This window comes from Solimonas sp. SE-A11, assembly GCF_030345715.1.
Lineage (GTDB): Bacteria > Pseudomonadota > Gammaproteobacteria > Nevskiales > Nevskiaceae > Solimonas_A.
The window spans coordinates 334,258-357,073 of the sequence record NZ_JAUASX010000001.1; the positions used below are offsets into that span (position 1 = coordinate 334,258).

Genomic DNA, 22,816 nt, shown 5'->3' on the forward strand with positions numbered 1-22,816 from the left:
AAGGAGAGCCCGCACATGTCGCTGCAACTGACGCGCAACGGCGCCGTGGCCGAGATCCTGATGGACCGGGCCGAGCGCATGAACGCGCTCGACACCGCTTTCTGGAGCGAGCTGCCGCGCCTGCTCGACGAGGTGGATGCCGACCCCTCGATCCGCGTGCTGCTGCTGCAGGGCAGCGGCAAGCACTTCAGCGCCGGCATGGACCTGGACTTCTTCCCGGCGATCCGTGAGCAGGAGAACGGTGAACCCGGCCGCTACCGCGACTGGATCCGCCGCAAGGTGCTGGCCCTGCAGGCGGCGCTGACGCGGCTCGAGACCCTGCGCGTGCCGGTGATCGCGGTGACCCAGGGCGCCTGCATCGGCGGCGCCCTGGACCTGGCCTGCTGCACCAACCTGCGCTACGCCACGGCCGATGCCTATTTCCGCATCCACGAGATCAACATCGGGATGATGGCCGACCTCGGCGTGTTGCAGCGCCTGCCACGACTGCTGCCGGCGGCATTGGTGCAGGAGCTGGCCTTGACCGGCCGGCCGATGAACGCCGCGGAGGCCTTGCAGCGCGGCTTCGTCAACGCGGTATCCGACAGCCACGAGCAGGCGCTGCAACTGGCGCGCGAGACTGCGGCGCGCATCGCCGCGCTGTCGCCGCTGGCAGTGGCCGGCACCAAGGCGGCGCTGAACCACGCCCGTGATCACAGCGTGGCCGACGGCCTGGAGTTCGCCAGCCTGTGGAATGCCGCCATGTTCGTGTCGGAGGACGTGCCGCTGGCGCTGGCGGCACAGAAGCATCGCGGCGCCGCGCAATTCCAGGACCTGCTGCCCTGAGGGCAGCCAACGCCTTTTTCAGCGCGTGCCCCTGCCGGGGCGCGCCATCGACCGGAACATTCGAAAGTGAAGATTCATGTCATCGACCGGGGCGGCCGCGCCCATGAGCTGGAAGCCGACGCCGGCGAGGCGCTGGTGAACCCGTTGAGCTTCGCCAATCTGGTGGAAGCAACCTGCGGCGGTGCCTGCTCCTGTGCCACCTGCCAGGTCTACGTCGATCCCGCCTGGCTGGAGCGGCTGCCGCCGGCCGTGGGCGACGAGAGCCAGTTGCTGCCGGAGCTGCTGAACACGCAACCGAACAGCCGCCTGGCCTGCCAGGTGGTGATGAGCCCCGCGCTGGACGGCATCCGCCTGACCGTGGCGCCCGAACAGTAAAACCGTAACCGAGGAGACGCGAGCATGAGCATGAACCCTGTCGAGGCGACCCAGGAAATCTTCACGCGCTTCGGCGCCAAGAACGTGCCGGGCATCGTCGAGCTGCTGGACGACGACATCCGCATCGAGTTCTACGGGCCGTCGGTGATCCCCTATGCCGGCGACTATCGCGGCAAGGAGGAGGCGCGCCGCTTCTTCGAGACGGTGCTCAGTTCAGTGGACATCCACCAGTTCGACGCCGAGCAGATGCTGCGCGACGGCGACATGGTGACGGTGACCGGCGTGCTGCACCTGACCGCGCGCGCCACCGGCCGCGACATCCGCTCCGACTTCGCCCACGTCATCACCGTGCGAGACGGCAAGTGGCTGCGCTTCCGCGACTTCATGAACACGGCCGTGGCCGTGGCCGCCTTCACCCGCTGAAGGCCGCCGCCATGTCGATCGAGCGGCACATCGCCGCGGGTGACCTCGGCCTGTTCCTGGCCCTGGCGGTGCCGGGGCTGGGACCCTGGCTGGTCGAGGCCCTGCTGCAGCTCAACGGCCTGCTGGGACTGCCGGGGCAGGGCGGCATGCATGGGCTGTCGCCGCTGCTGCTGGGCCTGATGGGCCTGCTGGGTGCCGGCTTCGCTTGGGCGCGGCTGAATGCGCCGGCGGGCCTGCTGCGCAAGCCCGCCATGCTGGTGAAGGCCGCCGCGATGCTGCTGTTCGTGCTGGCGGTGCTGGGCGGCGCGCCGGCCATCCTGCTGCTGCTGGCGGCGGCCGATGCTGTGGCTGCGGTGCTGCTAGCGGTGGCCCGTGACCCGCGCTGAAGCCGCCCCGCCGCCGCAGGCGCGGCAGGAATCGCCGCACACGGTGATCGAGGCCTTCACCGCCACCGCGCGGCGCCTGGCCTCGCGGCCGGCGCTGCGGCACAAATGCGACGGACGCTGGCACACGCTCAGCTTCCGCGAGTACCACGCCGAAGTGATGACCGTGGCGCGCGCCTTCATCCGCCTGGGCCTGCAGCCTGGGCAGACCGTCTCGATCCTGGGCGGCAACAGCCCCCAGTGGCTGATCGCGGATCTCGCGGCCATTGCCGCGGGTGGCGTGGCGGCGGGCATCTACGCCACCTCCAGTGCCGAGCAGTGCCAGTACATTGCCGGGCACAGCGGCTCCGCCATCGTCGTGGTGGAGGACTCGGCGCAACTGGCCAAGCTGCTGGCCGTGCGCGCCACGTTGCCGGAACTGCGGGCCATCGTGCTGATGAAGGGCGAGAGCGACGTGGCCGGCGTCCACGGCTGGGAGCAGTTGTACGAGCTCGCCGAAGGCGTGCCGGAGGCACAGCTGGAACAGCGGCTCGCCACGCAGCGCCCCGGCGACCTGGCCACGCTGATATACACCTCCGGGACCACCGGTACGCCCAAGGCGGTGATGCTGTCGCATGCCAACCTGCTATGGACCGCGCGCGGCGCCGCACTGCTGCTCGGCACGCGGGAAGGGCAGGACTGGCTCAGCTACCTGCCTTTGTCGCATGTCGCCGAGCAGATGCTGACGTTGCATGTGCCGCTGCTCGTCGGCAGTTGCGTATGGTTCGCCGAGAGCCTGGAGCGCCTGCCGGCCAACCTGCCCGAGGTGCGGCCCCACAGCTTCCTGGGAGTGCCGCGCGTCTGGGAGAAGATCCAGGCGCGCATTCTCGGCCTGGAGGCGCAGGCTCCGTTCGCGCGCCGCCAGCTGATGCGCTGGGCGCGCGGCGTCGGCCGCGCCGCGGCATGGGCGCAGGAGCGCGGCGGCCAGCCGCCGTTGCTGCTGCCGCTGGCGGATCGCCTGGTGCTGTCGAAGCTGCGCGCCGCCCTGGGCCTGGATCGCGCGCATCACTGCGCCACCGGCGCCGCGCCCATCGCGCCCGAGACCGCCGCCTTCTTCGCCAGCCTGGGCCTGCCGCTCTACGAGATCTATGGGCAAAGCGAGTCCACCGGTGCCTGCACCATGGGCGGACCCGGGCGCCACCGCAGCGGCTCCGTCGGCCGGGTCTGGGACGGGCTGCAACTGCGCCTGGATACCGACGGCGAGATCCTGCTGCGCGGACCCTGCGTGTTCATGGGCTACCTGAACAACGAGCGGGCCTCGCGGGAGGCGCGCGATGACTCCGGCTGGCTGCGTACCGGCGACATCGGCCGCATCGACGACGAGGGCTTCCTCTACATCGTCGATCGTAAGAAGGAACTGATCATCACCGCCGGCGGCGAGAACATCTCGCCGGCGCACGTCGAAGGCGAGATGAAGTCCATTCCCGCCGTCGGCCAGGTCTGCGTGATCGGCGACCGGCGCAAGTACCTGGTCGCGTTGTTCACGCTGGACCCCCTGCTGCTGCCGGCGGTGGCGCAGGCGGCTGGCAGCCTGGCCACCACGGCGACCGAGGCGGCACAGTGTCCTGCCTTCACGCGCTGGTTCGGGGCGCAGGTGGCCCAGGCCAACCGCCGCTTGGCGCGCGTGCAGACCATCAAGAACTGGACGCTGCTGCCGGAGCCGTTCTCGCTGCAGAACGGCGAGCTGACGCCGACCATGAAGACGCGCCGTGCGGTGATCCTGCAGCGGCATGCCGCCGCCATCGAGGCCATGTACGACTGAGCCTCGCCGCCTTGCGCGGGGATGTCAGATTCAAAAGCCGTCCAAATGACACAATATTAATGTTGACACCATTAAATACTGGATATAATATTTGTGCGACGGTGAGAAGTCATAAGAAGTCGCCGGAGTGCATCCCGGCGAACGACGAGAAGCACATGAGGAGAATCATGCCGTTCATCATTTCCCATCTTCAGTGCCCGTTTCGATTCGCTGCCGACACCCTTGGTCGGTGGCCGCGCCAGGTGCCTGCCTGACGTACGCGCCGCCGGCCCGTAGGCCTCCGCGGCATCGCTGAAAAGCCGTTCGAGTAACGAGGGGGCAGTCGGCCCCGGCCGATCCTGCCGGGGCAATTGCGCGCGCGATTCGTGCCGCGGCCCCGCGGGAGACCGGGCCAGCCGCGCTGCGTGGATCAAGTGGAGACGCCCTGTGCCGCAACGAGGCGAGGGCGCGTGACCGATATGGAAGGTGCCATGAAGAAGATCGTAAGGAACGCCGCGCTCGCCGGCATGTGTGTCGCGGCGATGGGTGCCCAGGCGCAGGATGCGCCGCCGTCCGATGCGCTCGACGAGCTGCTGGGCTCGGAGCTGTTCAGCGAAGAGGCCACCGGCGCGCCCGCCGCGGCGCCCGCGACGGCGGAGCCGGCTCCCGCGGCATCCGCCGAGGCCGCGCCGGCCGCTGCGGAGACGCCGGATGCCGCGCCTGCATCGGAGCCCGCCCAGGCCGCCGCGCCCGAGGCTGCCCCAAAGGTCTATGACGACACCATCCCGGTGGCGCAGAAGGAGACCGAGCCAAAGAACCCGGTCAAGCAGCCGTCGGGCAGTCGCCTGGTCGAGGAGATCGTGGTCACCGCGCAGAAGCGCGAGGAAAACCTGCAGGAAGTGCCCATCACGATCAACGCTTTCAGCGGCGAGAAGCTGGACGCCTTCGGCGTCGAGTCCACCGCCGATCTGCAGAAGATCACGCCGGGCCTGACCTACACCTACTCCTACGGCTACAGCGTCGTCTTCATCCGCGGCGTCGGCACCGACGCCTTCCTGCCTAATGCCGACCCCAGCGTCGCCACCTACATCGACGGCATCAACATCGGCCCCAGCCAGGGCAAGCAGGATTCGCTGGGCCCGGTGAAGCGCGTGGAAGTGCTCAAGGGCCCGCAGGGCACGCTGTTCGGCCGCAACGCCACGGCCGGCGCCATCAACATCATCACCGAGGATCCGCCGGACGAGTTCACGGGCTCGTTCAAGACCGAGCTGGGCAACTACAACACCCGCAAGTACCAGCTCTATCTCGGCACGCCGATCACCGACTCCATCGGCGCCACGCTGGCGCTGTTCAAGGAAGACCAGGACCTGTTCGGCCGCAACGAAGTCTTCGGCCAGCCGGGTCCCATGCGCGAGGACTACGTCAAGGGCGGCCGTGCCAAGCTGCGCTTCCAGCCCACCGACGACCTCAGCCTGACCCTGGTGGGCTCCTACAACCGCCAGTTCAACAGCAACTCGCTGTCGCAGGAGAACACGCGTCCGGCGCCGATCCTGGTCGGCGGCGTGCCGGCTGATCCGCTGGACCGCGTCTGGCACAACAACTACCAGGGCGGCAACGAGACCACCAACACCCTGTACGGCGCGACGCTGGAGTGGCTCACCAGCTTCTCCGACATCAAGTTCATCTACTCCGACAACGAGGCGGTGGTGGACGAGGCGATGTACGACTTCGACTCCACGGCCACCTCGCAGGCTACCTTCTACAGCAACGACCAGTTCAATAAGCAGCGCACCTATGAGCTGCAGTTCGTCTCCAACTCGGATACGCCGGGCTCCGACACCTTCCAGTGGGCGGCCGGCTTGTATCGCCTGGAAGGCGAGGGCGGTTTCGGGAGCCTGTATCTGACGCTGAACGCGCTGGGCGTGGGCTCCAACGTGCTGGGCCTTCCTTACCTGCTCAACCGCGTCGGTGGCCTGCTGGGGCTCAACAACCTGGGCTACAACGTCAACCAGCTGATCAACGCCTCCAACGACATCGTGCTGGGCAATGGCGGCATCCTGACCACGGAGTCCAACTCCGCCTACCTGCAAGGCACCTGGTTTGCCACCGACTGGCTGGATATCACGCTCGGCGCGCGCTACCAGATGGAAACCCGCGGCATCACCAACAGCTATCTCGACGTGGTGCTGCCGACGGCGGGCGAGCCACCCAATGCCTATTTCGATTCGGGCAGCCGCGCGCAGAACCTGCGCATCCGAAACTTCAGTGCGCCGGACCTGGAGGACAAGACCCTGTCGCCCAAGCTGGCAATCCAGATCCACCCCTGGGACAACTTCCGCATCTACGCCTCGGCGCAGCGCGGCTACAAGAGCCCGACCTACAACATCGTCAACTTCTTCTCCAACCCGGACCCGGTGAAGCGCGAGACCGCCACCTCCTACGAGCTGGGCTTCAAGTCCGACCTGCTGGATGGCGCACTGCGCTTCAATGCCGCCATCTTCCACACGCAGATCGACGAACTGCTGACCGCCATCGTGTCGGTCACCTCCGGCGGCGTGGTGTCGTTCAGGAACGCAGGCGAGGCGCAGATCAATGGCGCCGAGTTCGACATGCTGTGGCAGCCTATGCCCAACCTGAACCCGGGCCTGGCCATCGCCGCCAGTGCCACCTACCTGGACGGCAAGTACACCGATTACAAGGACGGCTCGGGCTTCGATGACACCACCGGCCTCTACTTCGGCAAGGACAGCCTGCTGCTGCTGCCGGCGCGTGACTTCACCGGCAACGACATCGTGCGCACCCCGGACCTGACTGCCAGCATCTCGGTGAACCAGGCGATTCCGGCGGGCAGCTTCGGCTCCTTCGAGCTGGGCGTGGACTACTACTACAACAGTGGCTTCAACACCACGCCGCAGAACTCGCCGCTGTACGAGCAGCCGGCCTACGGCCTGCTGGGTGGGCGCGTTGCCTACTTCTACGAGCCCTGGGGCATCCAGCTCACCGCCTTCGTCGACAACGCCCTGGACAAGGATTACGCCCAGGCCATCGTGCAGCACGACTTCGGCCGCACCGTGACGCTGGCGCCGCCGCGCCTCTACGGCCTGCGCATCAAGTGGGAATTCTGAAGATGAATCAGCAAGGAAAATCGAGCATGAAACTCCATGGCAAGCGTCACGCGGCGATGCTGCTGGCCGCCCTGCTGGCACCGGTGGCCTATGCGGCCTCACTGCCGGAGGTGATCAAGGCAGGCGAGAGCTTCATGGTGGCCCAGGCCGACTCCCAGAAGCGCGTTGACGCCCTGGCCGAACAAGGCCGAGACCTGTCGAACGACTACCGCACGACCCTGCGCGAAAGCGAAGGCCTGAAGCTGTACCTGCAGCAGCTGCGTGCGCAGCTCAAGAGCCAGGAAGAGGAAATGGCCGTGATCCGGCAGGAGTCTTCCGAACTGGACCGCACCAACATCGAGATCCTGCCGCTGATGCAGCGCATGCTGGCCTCCATGGACCAGTTCGTGCAGCTGGACGTGCCCTTCCTGAAGGAAGAGCGCGCCGCCCGCGTCGCCCGCCTGAACGACATGATGCCGCGCGCCGACGTCACCGTGTCGGAAAAGTACCGCCGCATCGTCGAGGCCTACCAGATCGAGATGGAATACGGCCGCACCATCGAAGCCTACCGCGGCAAGCTGGGCGACAAGGAAGTCGACTTCCTGCGCGTCGGCCGCGTCGGCCTGTACTACCAGACCCCGGACGGCAAGCAGACCGGCTACTGGGACCGCGACAAGAAGGACTGGACCTCTGACGGCAGCTACGCCGAAGGCGTCACCGAGGGATTGAAGGTCGCCAAGAAGCAGACCTCCCCGAACCTGCTGATCGTCCCCGTCCAGGCCGCCGCGAGCCAATAAGCCATGAAACTGAAGAACATCACGCTGTCCCTCGCCCTGGCCCTGGGTATCGTCGGCCTACCCGTAGCCGCCCAGGCCCCCGCCCAGGCGACCGCCAAGAGCCTGGACGAACTGCTCGAACAGGTCCGCACCGCCGACGCCCGCGACGCCAAGGCCAACGCCGAACGCGAAGCCCGCTTCGCCGCCGCCCGCGAACAGCAGCGCAGCCTGCTGGCTGAAGCCAACGCCGAAAAGACCGCCCTGGAAAACCAGGCCGCCGCCCTCGCCAAGCAGTTCGAAGACAACGACCGCCTGATTGGCGAACTGACCCAGGCCCGCGACATCAAGGCCGGCAACCTCGGCGAACTGTTCGGCGTCATGCGCCAGACCGCCGGCGACTTCGCCACCGTCGCCCGCAATTCGATGCTGACGGCCCAGTTCCCGGACCGCGTCGCCCAGATCGACCGCCTGGCGCAGACCAAGACCATGCCGCCGATGGAAGACCTGAACCGCTTCTGGTTCGAGATGCAGCGCGAAATGACCGAAGGCGGCAAGGTCGTCCGCATCCAGGCCAAGGTCACCGCTCCCGACGGATCACAAGCCGACAAGACCGTCCTGCGCGTTGGCCCCTTCGTCGCCGTATCGGACGGCCAGTTCCTGGAATACACCACCGGCGCCAACGCCTTCAGCACCCCGCCCAAGCAGCCGCCTTCGAAGTTCGGCGGCATCGCCGAAGATTTTGAAGAGGAAGGCTCCGGCTACCACGCCATGGTGGTCGACCCCACCCGCGGCGTCCTTCTGAACCTGTTCTCCCAGCGCCCCGACATGGTCCAGCGCATCGTCGAAGGCGAATCGGTCAACTGGCTGATCCTGGCCATCGGCCTGATCGGCACCATCATCGCCATCTACCAGTTCGGCTACCTGACCCTGACCAGCACCAAGGTCAACCGCCAGCTCGCCAACCTCAACAACCTGTCCACCGACAACCCGCTGGGCCGCGTCCTGCTCGCCTTCAAGGGCGGCAACGCCCCGAGCAGCAATGAAGACTCCGAAGTCATCGAACTGCGCGTCTCAGAAGCCGTGCTCAAGGAACTGCCCCCGCTGGAACGTGGCCAGTCCTTCCTCAAGCTGGGCGTCGCCGCTGGTCCGCTGTTGGGCCTGGTCGGTACCGTCGTCGGCATGATCCACACCTTCCAGGTCATCACCGAGTCCGGCTCGGGTGATCCCAAGCTGATGGCCGCCGGTATCTCCATGGCCATGATCGCCACCCTGTTGGGCCTGGGCATCGCCATCCCGCTGCTGTTCGCCAACTCTGCCCTGCAGAGCCGCTCCAAGCGCCTGATCCAGATCCTCGACGAACAGAGCACCGGCCTGCTGGCCGAGCTGATCGAGAAGCGTCGTGCATAGGACCTGTCATGGCATCCCCCGATCGCAGCGCCGGGGGTCACTTGGGCGCCGTGCGGCAAGCGGGCAATGGAGCGCGTTGAAACGGTGCCGGACATCTTCGGCATCGCAGGGCGCCCAAGCGGCCCCGGCCCTGCGGGTTATCCCCGCCGCGGGCGCCAGGCGTTGTTGCTCGTCGGTTGTTTGGGCCCGCCAAACGTCCTCCTCGCGCCTAGCCTGGCACCCACGGCGGGGCAACGCTGCGACCGGGGAATGCCATGACAGGTCCTGAGATCCTGCTCGCTCCGTTGCACGCGGTCAGCCAGCTGACCATCGCCGGCGGGCCGTTCGTGATGTGGATCCTGGTGGCCGGCGTCCTGATGTGGACGCTGATCTTCGAGCGCCTGTGGTTCTTCCGGACCCATTTCCCCGGCATGACCCAGCGCCTGCTGGGTCAGTGGCAGGGGCGTCCGGGACACCAGTCCTGGATGTCGCACCAGATCCGCACCGCCATGATCTCGCGGCTCAACGGCGCCATGTCCGAGAACATGCCGGTGCTGAAAGTCCTGATCCCCATGTGCCCGCTGCTGGGCCTGGTGGGGACCGTGCACGGCATGCTCGAGGTGTTCGACTCCATGTCGATCCTGGGCTCGGCCGACGCACGCACCATGGCCAGCGGCGTGTCCAAGGCCATGAACTGCACGATGACGGGCCTGGCGGTGAGCGTCACCGGTATGTACCCGGTGTTCTATTTCCAGTCGAAGATCGCCAAGCAGACCGAACTGCTGGCCGACCGCTTCACCTTCTAGGAATTCCTTCGCCATGGGCCTGCGCCACCGCCGCCAGCACGTCGAGCACGACGAGGAGGCCATCGACCTCGCGCCGATGCTCGACTTCGTGCTGAACCTGCTGATCTTCTTCATCATCACCGCCGTCTTCGTCAAAGAGGTGGGGCTCTCACTCAACACCCCGCCTCCCTCTCCGCCGAACCAGAAGCAGCAGGAAGAGGACAACAGCACCCTGTTCATCGCCGTGCACAAGAACGGCGACATCTCGATCGACCAGAGATTGGTGGACCCGGCCGCAGTCCGCGCCAACGTGGAACGTTTCAGGGGCGAGAAGCCGGACGGTCCGGTGATCGTGGTGGCCAACACCAAGGCCCCCACGGGCATGGTGGTCAAGGCCATGGACCAGGCCCGGGCGGGTGGGGCGATGAACGTCATGCTGCAGCCGACCACGAGCAAATAACCAGAGCGAGCCTGAGGAGACACCCATGCAAGCCCGCCGACACGCAACCGACGACGGACGTCACGGCATCGACCTGGCGCCGATGCTGGATTTCGTACTCAACCTTCTGATCTTCTTCATCATCATCACCAGCTTCGTCAAGCAGGCCGGCGTCAAGGTGGACAAGGAGCAGGCCGAGACGGCCGAGTCCAAGGCCAGCGGCAACATCCTGATCGCGGTGCGTCCCAACGGCGAGGTCTGGATGGATCGCAAGAAGGTGACGATGCCGGAGGTGCGTGCCCTGGTGGAACGCATGCATGCCGAGCGCCCCGAGGACACGGTGGTGATCCTGGCCGACAAGGCCTCCGAGAGCGGAATCATGGCCCAGGTGATGGACCAGGTGCGGGCCGGCGGCGTGGATAGCGTGTCGGTGGCGACCAAGGGAGCCGAGTGATGGCCAGTTCCACCTCCACGGGTGATCGCGTGCCGCTGTTCGTGGTGGACCGCAACAGCGGCGTCCCGAACAACCCGCCGATCGGTGAGCAGCCGCAGTTGAGCCCCTTGCGCTTCATCGCACCCCTGGGCCTGGCCTGCGTGTCCATGGTCGGACTGTTCTGGCTGCTCTATGCCCTGATCCATTCGACCACGGGCGCCGTGCCCAACGGCGAGATCCTGCCGACGGTGGATTTCCTGCGCCTGGCCAAGAACTTCGAGATCGAGAGCCGCGAGCGCAAGCCGCCGCCGGAGATGCCGGATCGCCCCGAGGCGCCGCCGGAGGTGCCGGTGCAGACCACGCAGATCCAGGGGCCGACCAACACCAACGTCGCCATCAACATGAAGCTGGAGAACTCCACGCAGGTGAAGTCCAGTTTTGGCTTGTCATCGACGGATGGTGAGTACCTGCCGATCGTGAAGGTGGCGCCGATGTACCCGGCCCGTGCGCAGAGCCAGGGCATCGAGGGCTGGGTGCTGCTGAGCTTCACGGTGACGGAGGCGGGCGGGGTGACCGACCCGAAGGTGATCGAGTCGCAGCCGCCGGGGGTGTTCGACGAGGCGGCCAAGAAGGCCGTGCTCAAGTTCAAGTACAAGCCGCGTGTCGAAAGTGGCAAGCCGATCGCCGTGCCCAATGTCCAGCACTTGATCCGCTTCGAGCTCGACAAGAGATGAGGTGCCCGGTGAACGTGAAGAACCTGATCCTGTGCGGCACCCTCAGCGTGCTGCTCGCCTTCGGCGTCATCGTGGCGGACGCCAAGGAGAAGTCAAAGGGAAAGCCGGCGCCTCCGCCCAGCAAGCAGACCGGCGTGATCCGCGCCGAGACCTACAAGAAGATGGAGGTTGCGCAGAAGGCCTTCGAGGCCAAGGACTACAAGGGGGCGCTGTCCTCCCTGGACGGCCTGCGCGCCGGCGAAGCCAAGCTCAACGACTATGAGCGCGCCACGCTGTACAACCTCTACGCCGCCACCTGGTATGCGCTGGACAACACGCCGAAGGCGCTGGAGTCCTATGCCTTGGTATTGAAGCAGCCGAACCTGCCGGAGGGCCTGCGTGACAGCAGCCTCTACGCCATGGCGCAGCTGCACTTCATCGCCGAGGATTATCCCAAGGCGATCCAGACCGTGAACCAGTGGCTGGTCGTGGTGGCCGAGCCCAGCCCGGATGCCTATGCGCTGCTGGCGCAGGCCTACTACCAGACGCAGAAGTATCCGGAGGCCGAGAAGGCCCTGACCACCTCGATGAAGATCTCGCGCGAGCGCGGCGTGGTGCCGAAGGAAGCCGCCCTGGCGCTGCTGCGAGCGATCTATTACGAGCGCAAGGAATACGCCAAGGCGGCCAAGGTGCTGGAGATCCTGGTGGCCAGCCATCCGGACAAGGGCAGCTACTGGCAGCAGCTGGCCGGCATGCGCGGCCTGATGGACCAGCAGCGCCAGCAGCTGGCCCTGATGCATGCGGCCTATCGCAATCGTTTGATCACCGCGGAGACTGACCTGTTGAACCTGGCGCGGCTGTACATGGTGCAGGAGGTCCCCTACGCGGCCGTGCGCCTGATGGCGGGCGGCATGAAGAACAAGAGCATCAAGGCCTCTCCGGAAAACCTGCAGCTGTTCGCGCAGGCCCTGGCCCTCTCTCAGGAATACCGCCAGCAGATCCCTGTACTGAAGACGCTCGCCGAGATGACCGGCGAGGCCAAGCACTACATCTACCTCGGCCAGGCCTACAACGAGACCGGCGATTGGAAGAGCGCCGCCGGTGCCTTCCGCACGGCGCTCAAGGCCAAGGGCCTGGACAAGCCGGCCGACGCGCACATGCAGCTGGGCACCGCACTGTTCAACGACAAGCAGTTCGCAGAAGCACGCACGCAGTTCGTGGCGGCGGCGCAGTCGCCGGCACTGGCCGATGCCGCCGGCAACTGGATCAAGTTCGTCGACCAGGAGATCGCGCGCCGCGAAGCGGTCCGCGCCATGTAGTCCTCGTCTTCCTCCTCCTCCACCACATCTCTCCCTCGTCAAAGTTGTGGAGGACTTCAACCCCTTCCTCCCCGCGAAGGGGTTTCTTTTTTAGGGGCCGGCAACGGCCCGTCCATGCGGAATGCTGAAATGACGGAGCAGAGCGACATCGTGGTGATCGGCGCCGGGCAGGCGGGCGCGGAGCTGTGCGTGGAGCTGCGGCGGCGCGGCCATGCGGGCCGCATCGTGCTGCTGGGCGACGAGGCCTGGCCGCCGTACAAGCGCCCGCCCTTGTCCAAGGCCTACCTGGCCGGCACGGCGGACGAGGCGGCGCTCCATGCCGTGCCGCCTGCACAACTGCAGCGGCATGCCATCGAGTTCATCGGCGGCGCACGGGTCGTTCACCTGCACCGACAGCACCGTGAGGTGGAACTGGCCGATGGCCGCCGCATCGCCTACCGCGGCCTGGCCCTGACCACCGGCGGACGCGCGCGCCCGCTGCCGGTCCCGGGCGGCGACCTGCGCGGGGTGCAGGTGCTGCGCAGCATGGATGACGCGCGTGCCCTGCGCCCGGCGCTTCGAGAAGGCAGCCGGCTGGTCATCATCGGCGGCGGCTTCATCGGGCTGGAGGCGGCCGCGGCGGCGATCAAGGCCGGAGCCAGGGTCACGCTGCTGGAAGGCCTGGAGCGCGTGCTGGCACGCGTGACCGCGCCCCAGATTTCGGACTTCTTCGAGCGCGCGCATCGCGAGGCGGGGGTGGATCTGGTCACCGGGGCGCAGGTCGCGGCAGTGCTGGGCCGGGACGCGGTGGAGGCGGTGCAACTGGCGGACGGCCGGCTGATTGCGGCGGATCACGTGCTAGTGGGCATCGGCCTGCTGCCCAATGTCGATCTGGCGCTGCAGGCCGGCCTGGAAGTGGCCGACGGCATCGTGGTGGACGAATGCGCCCGCAGCTCGGATCCGCAGATCGTCGCCGCGGGAGATTGCGCCAACCATCCCAGTGCCTTCGCCGGGCGCCGGCTGCGCCTGGAGTCGGTGCAGAACGCGCTGGAGCAGGCCCGCACGGCCGCGGCGACGCTGCTCGGTGCCCAGGAGCCCTACCGCACGGTGCCGTGGTTCTGGTCGGACCAATACGACCTGAAGCTGCAGATGGTCGGCCTGTCGCAAGGCCATGATCGCCTGGTGCTTCGCGGGGATCTGCAGCTGGCGCGGGACTTCTCCGCGTTCTACCTGCGCGAGGGCCGACTGATCGCGGCCGACGTGGTGAATCGCCCGCAGGAATTCATGCTGGCGAAGAAGCTGGTGGCCGCGGCGGCGACGCTCGATCCGGCCCTGCTGGCCGACGCCAGCGTGCCGCTGAAATCCCTGCTGCCGTCCTGAATCCGGCCCCGTCGCATGGCGGTGGGGGGGCGGTACGCTCAGGCCGCCTGCAGCAGCACCACGCTGCCCTGGCCGCCGTCGGCGCAGATGCTGACGATGCCCAGCGTGCCGCTGGGCATGGCGGCGAGTTCCTTCACCGCCTGGCTGAGGATGCGCGCGCCGGTGGCACCGAAGGGGTGGCCGATGGCGACGCTGCCGCCGTTGGGGTTCACGCGGTCGCGCGGGAAGGTGCCCATCACCGCCTTGACCCCGGCCTTCTGGTGCAGGAAGGCCACGTCCTCCATCGCCTTGATGTGGAACAGCACCTGCGCCGAGAACGCCTCGTGGATCTCCCACAGGCCGACGTCGTTGTAGGTCAGGCCCTGGCGCTCCAGCAGGCGCGGGATCGCGAAGGCCGGCGCCATCAGCAGGCCCTCATGGCGGAAGTCGATGGAAGCAATCTCCCAGTCCACCAGCTTCACGCGCGGCGTGTCCTTGGCGAGCTTGAACAGGCCCGCCTCGGTGCCTACCCAGATGGCGGCGGCGCCGTCGGTCAGCGGCGAGGAGTTGCCGGCGCTGAGCGTGCCCTTTCCGCTGTCACGGTCGAAGGCCGGCGGCAGCTTGCCGAGCTTCTCCAGCGTCGTGTCCTTGCGCGGGATGCCGTCACGCTTCACATCGCCCAGCGGGATCACCAGGTCGTCGAAGAAGCCGCGCTCCCAGGCCGCCACCGCGTTCTTGTGGCTGGCCAGGGCGCTTTCGTCCTGCGCGGCGCGCGGGATCAGCCATTCCTTGGCGGTGATCTCGGTGTGCTCGCCCATGCTCTTGCCGGTGGTACGGTTGGTCACGGACGGAATGTAGAGCCCCACGTCCGCCATCTTCAGGCGGGCCAGGTGCTGCAGCTTCTCGCCGGTGGTCTTGGTCTTCTGGAACTTGCGAAGCCAGTCGGACAGGGTCTGGCCCAGGCCGATCTGCACACGGCTCATGCTCTCCACGCCGCCGACCAGCGCCAGCTGGCGGCTGCTGTCGTTGAGCATGCCGGCAGCTTCGATGGCGCCGATCATGCTGGTGGAGCAGGCCATCACGGTGGAGAAGGCGGTGATCGTGGCCGGCGCGCCGGCTTCCATCAGCACCTCGCGGGCGAGGTTGCTCCAGGTGAGGTTGGGCACCACGCTGCCCCAGACGGCGAAGTCCGGCGCGGCGCCGTCCAGGCGCTGCAGCATGGCCTGCACCACCGGCACCGACAGCTCGATGGCGTCGTGAGAGGCCAGGGCACCGTCTACCTTGGCGAAGGGCGTACGGACACCGGAGGCGATCCAGGCCTGGGGCGGAGGGTTCTTCTTGGTCATGACGTTCTTCCTTGGCGGGCGACAGGGTTCAGGCGGAGCCGCGCAGGCCGCGCACGGCGGACCTGCCCAGCAGGACGAAGACGACCAGCAACAGGCCCTGGGTGATCATGAAGCCCGGCGACTTGTCGCTAGGCGCCAGCGCGTTCAGGGCCGGAATCTTCTGCAGAGCCTGCACCAAGGCTACGAAGGCGTCCAGATACACCGCGATGGCCAGCGTGGCGCCGTAGACCGTCAGCCAGTGCCCGGCCAGGCGCTGGCTCCAGCGTGCCACCAGCGTCCCGGCCAGCAGGATCAGCGACAGGATGCCGAAGGCATGCGAGGGCAGGAACTTGATGAAGGGGAACATGAACCCGGTGATGCTGGTGGCCAGCAGCAGCACGAGGGTGGCCGTCGCCAGCCCCGGCTGCGCCTTGCCGCCGCGCCAGGCGAACAGCAGGGCAAGGCCGGCTACCAGCGCCAGCAGGCTGATGATGACGTGTATGAGGGTGAAGGTCTTGAGATCGAACATGGCGGGCTCCCTGATGATGAGTGCAGGTGGCGTTTACGACAGGACGGCGTTGCGGTAGCGGGCAGCGGGTTGGCTCAACGACAGATGGGGCGCCATCGCCAGGCGCCGTGCGTCATAGGCGGCCCAGTTCGCGGCGTCGGGCAGCGAGGGGATGGTCACGATCTCGCCCTGATCCAGCCCGGCCAGCGCCGCGTCCACCATGTCGCCAGCCTCCATCACCATTTCCGGCGGCAGCGATTCGGCAGACGTGCCGGGCTGATCCCAGATCGGCGTGCGTGTCGCCCCGGGCAGCACCGCCTGCACGTGCACGCCGCGCGGCGCCAGCTCCTGCGCCAGCGCCTGGCTCAGCGTCAGCAGGTAGGCCTTGGTGGCGGCATAGACGCCATTGAAGCGTTCCGGCAGCAGCGAGGTCACAGACCCCATGTTGACGATGGTGCCGTGCCCCTGGGCGGCGAAAGCCTCGGCGGCGGCCAGCGCCAGCCGCGTGGCGGCGACGCTGTTGAGCTGGATCATGGCTTCGAGCTTCGCGGGATCGGCCTCCAGCAGCGGACCGTTGACGGCCACGCCGGCATTGTTGATCAGCAGGCCGATGCGTTCGTCGCCGCGCAGTTGGGTCTCGACGGCCGCCAGGTCTTCGCGGCGATTGAGGTCGGCGACCACGATTTCGACATTCACGCCGGCTTCGTCGCGCAGGCGCTGGGCCAGGGCCTCCAGGCGTGCACGGTCGCGTGCCACCAGGATCAGGTCGTGGCCGCGGCGGGCGAGCCGTTCGGCATAGGTGGCGCCGATGCCGGAGGAGGCGCCGGTGATCAGGACGGTGCCGGAGATCTTCGAGGTGGTCATGAGAGTTCCTTTCGCGCGAATCTGGAGAGATCAGGACTTGATGAAGTCCAGCAGGTCCGCGTTGAAGCGATCCTGGTGGGTCACCGTCAGGCCGTGGTCGGCCCCCTTGTAGACCTTGAGGGTGGAGTTCTTGACGATCTTGGCGGCCAGCAGCGCGGAGGCGCCGATCGGCACGATCTGGTCGTCGTCGCCGTGGATGAACAGCGTTGGCACGTCGATCTTTTGCAGGTCCGGGGTGTAGTCGACCGCGGAGAACTCGTGGATGCAGTCGAGCTGGCCCTTGATGCCGCCCATCATCCCCTGCAGCCAGAACGACTGGCGCACGCCCTCCGAGACCTTGGCACCAGGGCGGTTGTAACCGTAGAAGGGCATCGTCAGGTCACGGAAGAACTGCGAGCGGTCGTCGTAGGTGCCCTTGCGGATGCCGTCGAACACTGCCAGCGGCAGGCCGCCGGGATTGGCGGCGGTCTTGAGCATCAGCGGCGGCACCGCGCCCACGAGCACCGCCTTGGCGACGCGTTTCGTGCCGTGGCGACCCATGTAGTGGGTGATCTCGCCGCCGCCGGTGGAGTGGCCCACCAGGATCAGGTTCTTCAGGTCCAGTGTTTCGATCAGGGTCTGCAGATCGTCGGCGTAGGTGTCCATGTCGTTGCCATCCCAGGTCTGGCCAGAGCGGCCGTGGCTTCGGCGGTCATGGGCAATCACGCGATATCCCTTCTGCCCCAGGAAGACCATCTGGGCGTCCCAGGCATCGGCCGTCAGCGGCCAGCCATGGCTGAACAGCACTGGCTGCCCCTTGCCCCAATCCTTGTAGAAGATGGGGGTGCCGTCCTTGGTGGTGACGGAGCCGCTGCCCTGGATGCCGCGCTTGGCCGGGCTGGCGGCCGCGGCTGGCAGGCCCGCGGCGGCGGCAACGGCGCCGATGCCGGCGACCAGGATTTCGCGGCGGGTGGCCAGCGGGCTGTGGTGGGTCATGTCGGTGCTCCCTGTGGTGGTTGGCGGCGGAACGTCGTGTCCTGCCTAGGTACAGATTGCGACCCGGCCCGGCGCGGCGGAATCGCCGCGCTTGCAAGCTGCCTTTGCAAAAATGCAAAGATGGGAGCCTGGGGACGGGCTGATGGGGCGGGGCATGGGGATTTCTGCGTTGGACTGGAACGATATCCCGCTGCTGCTGGCGCTGGCCCGGGCTGGCAGCATGAGTTCGGCCGCGCGCGACCTGGGGGTGGATGTCTCCACCATCAGCCGGCGTGTCGCAGCGGTGGAAGCCGCCATGGGCACGCGCCTATTCATCCGCAGCAACCGCGGCTATGAGCCCACCGATGCCGGTACCGTGTTCATCGCCCACGCCGAGCGCGCCCTGGGCGAGGTGCAGGCCCTGCAGGCCGAGACGCGGGCCGAAGGCGAGGGCATCAGCGGCCGAGTGCGGCTCACCGCCGTCAACGTGCTGTTCGACCACTGGCTGCTGGACCACCTGCCGGCACTGCTGCAGTGCCATCCGAAACTGGACCTGCAACTGCTCACCGACAACAGCAACCTGTCCTTCACGCGCCGCGAGGCCGACTTCGCGCTGCGCCTGGCGCAGCCCACCCAGGACGCCGCCATCCTGATGCGCAAGGTCGGCGACATCGGCTTCGCGGTATTCGGTGCCGGCGCCCATGCGCAGGTGTTGCCGGAGCGCTGGAGCGAACAGCCTTGGCTGAGCTACGGCGAGGAGCTGGATGGCTTGCCGGAGATGCGCTGGCTGTCGGAGCTGGGCATTGCCCGGCGCATCCTGCGGGTCAGCAACGTCACCACACTGGCGCGCGCCTGCGAGCAGGGCCTGGGCCTGGCGCTGCTGCCCTGCATCGTCGGCTCGCGACAGGGCCTGAAACAGCTGGGCGCGCCGGTGGTGACGCGCGAGTTGTGGCTGCTGAGTCACCGCGACGCGTCGCGCATCAAGCGCTTCCGCGCGGTGTCGGACTGGCTGGCGGAGTTGTTCGAGCGCGAAGCGGCGGCGCTGCGCGGTACGTAGCCTTAAGGTTTTCCGGAGAGAGAGCCGAGCTTGCGCCAGATGTCCTGGCCGGCGCGGTCGAAGCGGCGCACGGTCTCGACGAAGGCATGGCGCGCGTCGGCGTCCACCAGCGGCGCCGGCAGCAGCGGGTCATAGACCACGTGGCGGATCGCATTGCTGCCTAGCAGGTAGGACTCGCGCGCGGCGGCTTCCGGCTCCAGCCGGTCGGCACGCGCCAGCCATTCCTCCAGTTGCACGCGCAGCTTGCGGTAGCTGGCGTTCAGCGCCTTGCCGTCCCAGAGTTTGCGGATCGCCGCCTCGCGCGCGGTATCGAACTCGCCCGCCACGAACACCGGCGCCTGCTTCTCCAGCCCCAGCGCATGCAGACGCTTGCGTACCGCGTCCACGCTGTCCTCGATGTTGTCCGGCCGCAGGTGCAGCCCGCCGTCGAGCTCGCGGAAGCCGAGCATCGCCAGTGCCCGCGTGCGGCGGCGCAATGCCACGCGGTCGCTGCGGCCCAGCCCGGCGCAGTGCACCGCCAGCCAGCCGCCCTGCCAGGGCCGCAGGCGCTGCTCCGCGTGGCGCCAGGTGGCCACGTCATCGGCCAGCTCGTGGGCGCTGGCGCCCAGGCGGTAGCTGCCGCGCTCGGTCGCCTCGATCAGCCCGTCGGCCGACAGGCGCACCAGGGCGACGCGCACGCTGTTGGCGCTGATGCCGAACAGGCCGCAGCCGGCGATGGCGTCGCGTACCGACAGGGGCTGGCCTTCCGCGGCGAGCAGCAGGCCCAGGATCAGGCGTCTTGGCTTGGGGATCATGCGCGCATGGTAAGGCAGCGTTTGCCAGTGGGTGAAACATTACATAGACTTTCATTGAATGCCATTTGGAGTAACAATCGTGAGCGAAGTCCTGATCGAGCGGCGTCCCCCGCTGCTGTGGGTGACGATCAACCGGCCGCAGGCACGCAACGCCGTGGACGGCGTCACTGCCGCGCAACTGGCCACCGCCTTCCGCGACTTCGACGCCGACCCCGAGCTGTCGGTGGCGATCCTGTCCGGAGCCGGCGAGCACTTCTGCGCCGGTGCCGACCTGAAGGCCGTGGCCGGTGGTGATCCCGCGCGCGCCAACCGCATCGACACCGTCGGCGACGGCCCGATGGGGCCCTCGCGCATGCAGCTGTCCAAGCCCGTGATCGCCGCGGTGTCGGGCTACTGCGTGGCCGGCGGCATCGAGCTGGCGCTGTGGTGCGACCTGCGCGTGGCCGACCAGACCGCGGTGTTCGGCGTGTTCTGCCGCCGCTTCGGCGTGCCGCTGATCGACGGCGGCACCGTGCGCCTGCCGCGCGCCATCGGCATGAGCCGCGCGATGGACATGATCCTCACCGGCCGCCCGGTGGACGCGGCAGAGGCCCTGTCCTTCGGCCTCGCCAATCGCGTGGTGCCCGCCGGCCAGGCGCGGGCCGAGGCCGAGAAGCTGGCCCTGCAACTCGCCGCCTTCCCGCAGCAATGCATGCGCGGGGACCGTCGCAGTGCCTACGAGCAGTGGGGCCTGGCGGAGGATGCCGCCATCGCCAACGAATTCGCGCATGGCCTGAAGACGCTGGGCAGCGGCGAGACGGTGGCCGGTGCGACGCGCTTCAGTGGTGGTGTGGGAAGGGGCGGGAAGTTCTAGCCGAGCCTTACAGTCATGGTAGGAGCCAGCTTGCTGGCGACTTCAAGGCTCGCTGTCGCCAGCAAGCTGGCTCCTACAAGAAGATCTGATCGGAGAAGTCATGGACACGCTCAAGACGATGACCTACGCCGTCACCGGCCGCATCGCCCGCATCACCCTCAACCGTCCCTCGCGCGGCAACGGCATCACCATGGGCCTGCCGCGCGAACTGGCGGAGTGTGTCGAGCGCGCCAACATCGACCCCGCGGTGCACGTCATTGCCCTGTCGGGCAACGGCACCGGATTTTGCGGTGGCTATGACCTCGTCGACAGCGCCGAGAGCATGGCCATCGGCGAGGAAAGCCCGTATCGGCCCAAGGGCTCGGTGCTGGACCCTCGGGTGCAAATGCAGAACCACGTGCCGGGTTCGCAGTGGGACCCCATGACCGACTACGCCATGATGAGCCGCAACGTGAAGGGCTTCATGAGCCTGTTCCACAGCGAGAAGCCGGTGGTCTGCAAGGTCCACGGCTTCTGCGTGGCCGGCGGCACCGACATGGCGCTGTGCTCCGACCTGCTGGTGATCGCCGACGACGCCAAGATCGGCTATCCGCCCGCACGCGTCTGGGGCTCGCCCACCACCTCCATCTGGTTCCACCGCATCGGCCTGGAGAAATCCAAGCGCCTGCTGTTCACCGGCGACTGCCTCTCCGGCAAGGAGGCGAAGGAATGGGGGCTGGCCATCGAGTCCGCGCCGCCGGATCAGTTGGACGCGCGCTTCGAGATCCTGCTGGAGCGCATCGCCCGCATGCCGGTGAACCAGCTGGTGATGATGAAGCTACTACTCAACCAGAGCGTCATGTCCCAGGGCCTGCACAGCACCCAGGTCCTCGGCACGGTGTTCGACGGCATCACCCGGCATACCCCGGAAGGCTACGCCTTCCAGCAGCGCGCGGCCGAGGCGGGATTCCGCACGGCGGTGCGTGAGCGGGATGAGCCGTTCGGGGACTTTGGGTTGTCGACGTTTAAAGGCTGAACAGCCCAGGTTTCCAGCCGTTCGCCCTGAGCTTGTGGAAGAGCGCGGCCGCGAACTCTGGGGAGCCGTCCATCGCGAGACAGTAGCTGGTTAAATGGGCCAGGCGTTCGCATTCCTGGAGTGCCATTCAAGGCACTCCAGGAATGCTCACCCAAATGCAGGGCGATTCCCGCCCGTCCAGCCCGCTACCTTGGATCCGCCCATGACCCAGCCTCCGCGCCCGTTCCGTTTCGAGTTCCCGCCCGCTGCCGTAGCCGAGCTGCGCCAGCGCCTGGCCTGGACGCGCTGGCCCGACGAACTGGAAGGCGAGGGCAATGCCGCCGGCTTGCCGCTGGGCCAGGCCCGTGCCCTGGTCGAGTACTGGCAGGACGGCTTCGACTTCGCGGCAGCCGAGACGCGCCTCAACCGCTACCCGCAGTACCTCATCGACATCGACGGCCTGGACCTGCACTACGTCCACATCCGCTCACCGCATGCGCACGCGCGCCCGCTGCTGCTGACGCACGGCTGGCCCGGTTCGGTGCTGGAATTCTTCGAGGCCGTGCCGCGCCTGACCGAGCCTGAGCGCTACGGTGGCAACGCGGCCGACGCCTTCCATCTCGTGCTGCCCTCGCTGCAGGGCTACGGTGGCTCGCCGTCGTCGGGCAAGCCCGGCATGAGCCCGCGCCAGATCGGCCGACGCCAGGCGCGCCTGATGCAGGAACTGGGCTACGAGCGCTACATATTGCAGGGCGGCGACTGGGGATCGGTGGTCTCGCACTACATGGCGGTGGACGATGCCGCCCACGTCGACGGCCTGCACCTGAACCTCGTCACCTTCACGCCGCCGCGCGACCTGGCCGCGGCGATGAAGCAGGTGCAGCCGCACGAGCTGGCCTGGCTGGCCGCCTCCGACGCGCACCGCCGCGACGGCATGGGCTACTACCGCCAGCAGGCCACCCGCCCGCAGACGCTGGCCTACGCGCTCACCGACTCGCCCGCCGGCTGGTGCGCCTGGATCGGCGAGAAGTACGGCGGCTGGAGCCAGGACGCCGCGGTGGACCGCGACACGCTGCTGACGCAGGTCTCGCTGTACTGGTTCACCGGCACCATCGCCTCCGGCATCCGCCTGTACCGCGAATTCGCGCAAAGCCTGCAGCGCAAGGAGCCGCCGGGCAAGATCACCGTGCCCACCGGTTTCGCAAGCTACCCCAACGAGATCGTGCGCATGCCGCGCGCCTGGTGCGAGCAGGCCTACCCGCTGATCCACTGGAGCGAGCCACCGCGCGGCGGCCACTTCGCCGCGCTGGAGCAGCCGCAACTGTTCGCCGAAGACCTCTGGGCGTTCGCAGGAAAGCTGCGCGCCCACGAGAAGAAATGACAGAGGA

At 67.6% G+C, this 22,816-nt stretch carries 23 protein-coding genes; 18 read left to right on the forward strand and 5 right to left on the reverse strand.

Going from position 1 to position 22,816, the window contains the following annotated elements; all coding sequences use genetic code 11:
* Nucleotides 1-15 precede the first annotated feature (15 nt).
* The 14 genes from QT386_RS01750 (at nt 16) to QT386_RS01815 (ending at nt 14,100) form a co-directional block, all read left to right on the forward strand.
* Nucleotides 16-825: an enoyl-CoA hydratase-related protein gene (locus QT386_RS01750; RefSeq protein WP_289272004.1), complete on the forward strand. Its 810-nt coding sequence runs from the start codon at nt 16-18 to the stop codon at nt 823-825.
* A 66-nt stretch (nt 826-891) separates the two neighbouring features.
* Nucleotides 892-1,200 carry a 2Fe-2S iron-sulfur cluster-binding protein gene (locus QT386_RS01755; RefSeq protein ID WP_289272005.1) on the forward strand — a complete coding sequence of 103 codons (309 nt, stop codon included), beginning with the start codon at nt 892-894 and terminating at the stop codon, nt 1,198-1,200.
* A gap of 24 nt (nt 1,201-1,224) precedes the next feature.
* Nucleotides 1,225-1,623 carry a nuclear transport factor 2 family protein gene (locus tag QT386_RS01760; protein ID WP_289272006.1) on the forward strand — a complete coding sequence of 133 codons (399 nt, stop codon included), beginning with the start codon at nt 1,225-1,227 and terminating at the stop codon, nt 1,621-1,623.
* An 11-nt stretch (nt 1,624-1,634) separates the two neighbouring features.
* Nucleotides 1,635-2,009, forward strand: coding sequence for a hypothetical protein (locus QT386_RS01765; RefSeq protein ID WP_289272007.1), 375 nt, complete (start codon nt 1,635-1,637; stop codon nt 2,007-2,009).
* On the forward strand, nt 1,996-3,807 hold the full coding sequence (locus QT386_RS01770; RefSeq protein ID WP_289272008.1) for an AMP-binding protein: 1,812 nt from the start codon (nt 1,996-1,998) through the stop codon (nt 3,805-3,807). The genes QT386_RS01765 and QT386_RS01770 overlap by 14 nt, the downstream gene beginning before the upstream one ends.
* A 470-nt stretch (nt 3,808-4,277) precedes the next feature.
* Complete coding sequence (locus QT386_RS01775; RefSeq protein ID WP_289272009.1) at nt 4,278-6,911, forward strand: TonB-dependent receptor; 2,634 nt, start codon at nt 4,278-4,280, stop codon at nt 6,909-6,911.
* 26 nt (nt 6,912-6,937) lie between these two features.
* Nucleotides 6,938-7,687, forward strand: a complete 750-nt coding sequence (locus QT386_RS01780; RefSeq protein ID WP_289272010.1) for a DUF3450 domain-containing protein — start codon at nt 6,938-6,940, stop codon at nt 7,685-7,687.
* 3 nt (nt 7,688-7,690) lie between these two features.
* Nucleotides 7,691-9,073, forward strand: a complete 1,383-nt coding sequence (locus tag QT386_RS01785; RefSeq protein ID WP_289272011.1) for a MotA/TolQ/ExbB proton channel family protein — start codon at nt 7,691-7,693, stop codon at nt 9,071-9,073.
* A 254-nt stretch (nt 9,074-9,327) separates the two neighbouring features.
* Nucleotides 9,328-9,858, forward strand: coding sequence for a MotA/TolQ/ExbB proton channel family protein (locus QT386_RS01790; protein WP_289272012.1), 531 nt, complete (start codon nt 9,328-9,330; stop codon nt 9,856-9,858).
* 13 nt (nt 9,859-9,871) lie between these two features.
* A complete protein-coding gene (locus tag QT386_RS01795; protein ID WP_289272013.1) occupies nt 9,872-10,297 on the forward strand; it encodes a biopolymer transporter ExbD in 426 nt (141 codons plus the stop codon).
* Nucleotides 10,298-10,322: 25 nt separating this feature from the next.
* Complete coding sequence (locus QT386_RS01800; RefSeq protein ID WP_289272014.1) at nt 10,323-10,730, forward strand: biopolymer transporter ExbD; 408 nt, start codon at nt 10,323-10,325, stop codon at nt 10,728-10,730.
* Nucleotides 10,730-11,443 carry an energy transducer TonB gene (locus QT386_RS01805; RefSeq protein ID WP_289272015.1) on the forward strand — a complete coding sequence of 238 codons (714 nt, stop codon included), beginning with the start codon at nt 10,730-10,732 and terminating at the stop codon, nt 11,441-11,443. The genes QT386_RS01800 and QT386_RS01805 overlap by 1 nt, the downstream gene beginning before the upstream one ends.
* An 8-nt stretch (nt 11,444-11,451) precedes the next feature.
* Nucleotides 11,452-12,741, forward strand: a complete 1,290-nt coding sequence (locus QT386_RS01810; protein ID WP_289272016.1) for a tetratricopeptide repeat protein — start codon at nt 11,452-11,454, stop codon at nt 12,739-12,741.
* A gap of 129 nt (nt 12,742-12,870) precedes the next feature.
* Complete coding sequence (locus QT386_RS01815) at nt 12,871-14,100, forward strand: NAD(P)/FAD-dependent oxidoreductase (RefSeq protein WP_289272017.1); 1,230 nt, start codon at nt 12,871-12,873, stop codon at nt 14,098-14,100.
* A 38-nt stretch (nt 14,101-14,138) separates the two neighbouring features.
* Here the strand turns inward: QT386_RS01815 and QT386_RS01820 are convergent, their stop codons facing one another.
* From QT386_RS01820 to QT386_RS01835, 4 genes are read right to left on the reverse strand one after another with little or no spacing between them, the layout of a single operon-like run.
* Entirely contained in the window at nt 14,139-15,425 is a 1,287-nt protein-coding gene (locus QT386_RS01820; protein WP_289272018.1) for an acetyl-CoA C-acyltransferase, read from the reverse strand.
* A gap of 28 nt (nt 15,426-15,453) precedes the next feature.
* Nucleotides 15,454-15,933 carry a hypothetical protein gene (locus QT386_RS01825; RefSeq protein WP_289272019.1) on the reverse strand — a complete coding sequence of 160 codons (480 nt, stop codon included), beginning with the start codon at nt 15,931-15,933 and terminating at the stop codon, nt 15,454-15,456.
* Between the two features lie 33 nt (nt 15,934-15,966).
* Nucleotides 15,967-16,776, reverse strand: coding sequence for an SDR family oxidoreductase (locus QT386_RS01830; protein ID WP_289272020.1), 810 nt, complete (start codon nt 16,774-16,776; stop codon nt 15,967-15,969).
* Between the two features lie 30 nt (nt 16,777-16,806).
* Entirely contained in the window at nt 16,807-17,751 is a 945-nt protein-coding gene (locus QT386_RS01835) for an alpha/beta fold hydrolase (RefSeq protein WP_289272021.1), read from the reverse strand.
* A 154-nt stretch (nt 17,752-17,905) separates the two neighbouring features.
* Here QT386_RS01835 and QT386_RS01840 point away from each other — a divergent pair, with 154 nt between their 5' ends.
* A complete protein-coding gene (locus QT386_RS01840; RefSeq protein WP_289272022.1) occupies nt 17,906-18,787 on the forward strand; it encodes a LysR family transcriptional regulator in 882 nt (293 codons plus the stop codon).
* Between the two features lie 2 nt (nt 18,788-18,789).
* Here the strand turns inward: QT386_RS01840 and QT386_RS01845 are convergent, their stop codons facing one another.
* Nucleotides 18,790-19,581, reverse strand: a complete 792-nt coding sequence (locus QT386_RS01845) for a PaaX family transcriptional regulator C-terminal domain-containing protein (protein WP_289272023.1) — start codon at nt 19,579-19,581, stop codon at nt 18,790-18,792.
* A 58-nt stretch (nt 19,582-19,639) separates the two neighbouring features.
* Here QT386_RS01845 and QT386_RS01850 point away from each other — a divergent pair, with 58 nt between their 5' ends.
* The 3 genes from QT386_RS01850 to QT386_RS01860 all read left to right on the forward strand — a co-directional run bounded on the left by QT386_RS01850 (nt 19,640) and on the right by QT386_RS01860 (nt 22,809).
* Complete coding sequence (locus QT386_RS01850; RefSeq protein ID WP_367401367.1) at nt 19,640-20,434, forward strand: crotonase/enoyl-CoA hydratase family protein; 795 nt, start codon at nt 19,640-19,642, stop codon at nt 20,432-20,434.
* A gap of 100 nt (nt 20,435-20,534) precedes the next feature.
* Nucleotides 20,535-21,449, forward strand: coding sequence for a crotonase/enoyl-CoA hydratase family protein (locus tag QT386_RS01855; protein ID WP_289272025.1), 915 nt, complete (start codon nt 20,535-20,537; stop codon nt 21,447-21,449).
* A gap of 202 nt (nt 21,450-21,651) precedes the next feature.
* Complete coding sequence (locus QT386_RS01860) at nt 21,652-22,809, forward strand: epoxide hydrolase family protein (protein ID WP_289272026.1); 1,158 nt, start codon at nt 21,652-21,654, stop codon at nt 22,807-22,809.
* Nucleotides 22,810-22,816 lie beyond the last annotated feature (7 nt).

Bases quoted from the DNA above. Each gene is read 5' to 3' on its own strand.
- QT386_RS01760 (WP_289272006.1), top strand. From the start codon at position 1,225: ATGAGCATGAACCCTGTCGAGGCGACCCAGGAAATCTTCACGCGCTTC.
- QT386_RS01835 (WP_289272021.1), bottom strand. From the start codon at position 17,751: ATGACCCACCACAGCCCGCTGGCCACCCGCCGCGAAATCCTGGTCGCC.
- QT386_RS01765 (WP_289272007.1), top strand. From the start codon at position 1,635: ATGTCGATCGAGCGGCACATCGCCGCGGGTGACCTCGGCCTGTTCCTG.
- QT386_RS01825 (WP_289272019.1), bottom strand. From the start codon at position 15,933: ATGTTCGATCTCAAGACCTTCACCCTCATACACGTCATCATCAGCCTG.
- QT386_RS01860 (WP_289272026.1), top strand. From the start codon at position 21,652: ATGACCCAGCCTCCGCGCCCGTTCCGTTTCGAGTTCCCGCCCGCTGCC.
- QT386_RS01780 (WP_289272010.1), top strand. From the start codon at position 6,938: ATGAAACTCCATGGCAAGCGTCACGCGGCGATGCTGCTGGCCGCCCTG.
- QT386_RS01820 (WP_289272018.1), bottom strand. From the start codon at position 15,425: ATGACCAAGAAGAACCCTCCGCCCCAGGCCTGGATCGCCTCCGGTGTC.
- QT386_RS01855 (WP_289272025.1), top strand. From the start codon at position 20,535: ATGGACACGCTCAAGACGATGACCTACGCCGTCACCGGCCGCATCGCC.
- QT386_RS01850 (WP_367401367.1), top strand. From the start codon at position 19,640: ATGCCATTTGGAGTAACAATCGTGAGCGAAGTCCTGATCGAGCGGCGT.
- QT386_RS01750 (WP_289272004.1), top strand. From the start codon at position 16: ATGTCGCTGCAACTGACGCGCAACGGCGCCGTGGCCGAGATCCTGATG.
- QT386_RS01785 (WP_289272011.1), top strand. From the start codon at position 7,691: ATGAAACTGAAGAACATCACGCTGTCCCTCGCCCTGGCCCTGGGTATC.
- QT386_RS01775 (WP_289272009.1), top strand. From the start codon at position 4,278: ATGAAGAAGATCGTAAGGAACGCCGCGCTCGCCGGCATGTGTGTCGCG.
- QT386_RS01830 (WP_289272020.1), bottom strand. From the start codon at position 16,776: ATGACCACCTCGAAGATCTCCGGCACCGTCCTGATCACCGGCGCCTCC.
- QT386_RS01795 (WP_289272013.1), top strand. From the start codon at position 9,872: ATGGGCCTGCGCCACCGCCGCCAGCACGTCGAGCACGACGAGGAGGCC.
- QT386_RS01845 (WP_289272023.1), bottom strand. From the start codon at position 19,581: ATGATCCCCAAGCCAAGACGCCTGATCCTGGGCCTGCTGCTCGCCGCG.
- QT386_RS01840 (WP_289272022.1), top strand. From the start codon at position 17,906: ATGGGGATTTCTGCGTTGGACTGGAACGATATCCCGCTGCTGCTGGCG.
- QT386_RS01805 (WP_289272015.1), top strand. From the start codon at position 10,730: ATGGCCAGTTCCACCTCCACGGGTGATCGCGTGCCGCTGTTCGTGGTG.
- QT386_RS01815 (WP_289272017.1), top strand. From the start codon at position 12,871: ATGACGGAGCAGAGCGACATCGTGGTGATCGGCGCCGGGCAGGCGGGC.
- QT386_RS01790 (WP_289272012.1), top strand. From the start codon at position 9,328: ATGACAGGTCCTGAGATCCTGCTCGCTCCGTTGCACGCGGTCAGCCAG.
- QT386_RS01800 (WP_289272014.1), top strand. From the start codon at position 10,323: ATGCAAGCCCGCCGACACGCAACCGACGACGGACGTCACGGCATCGAC.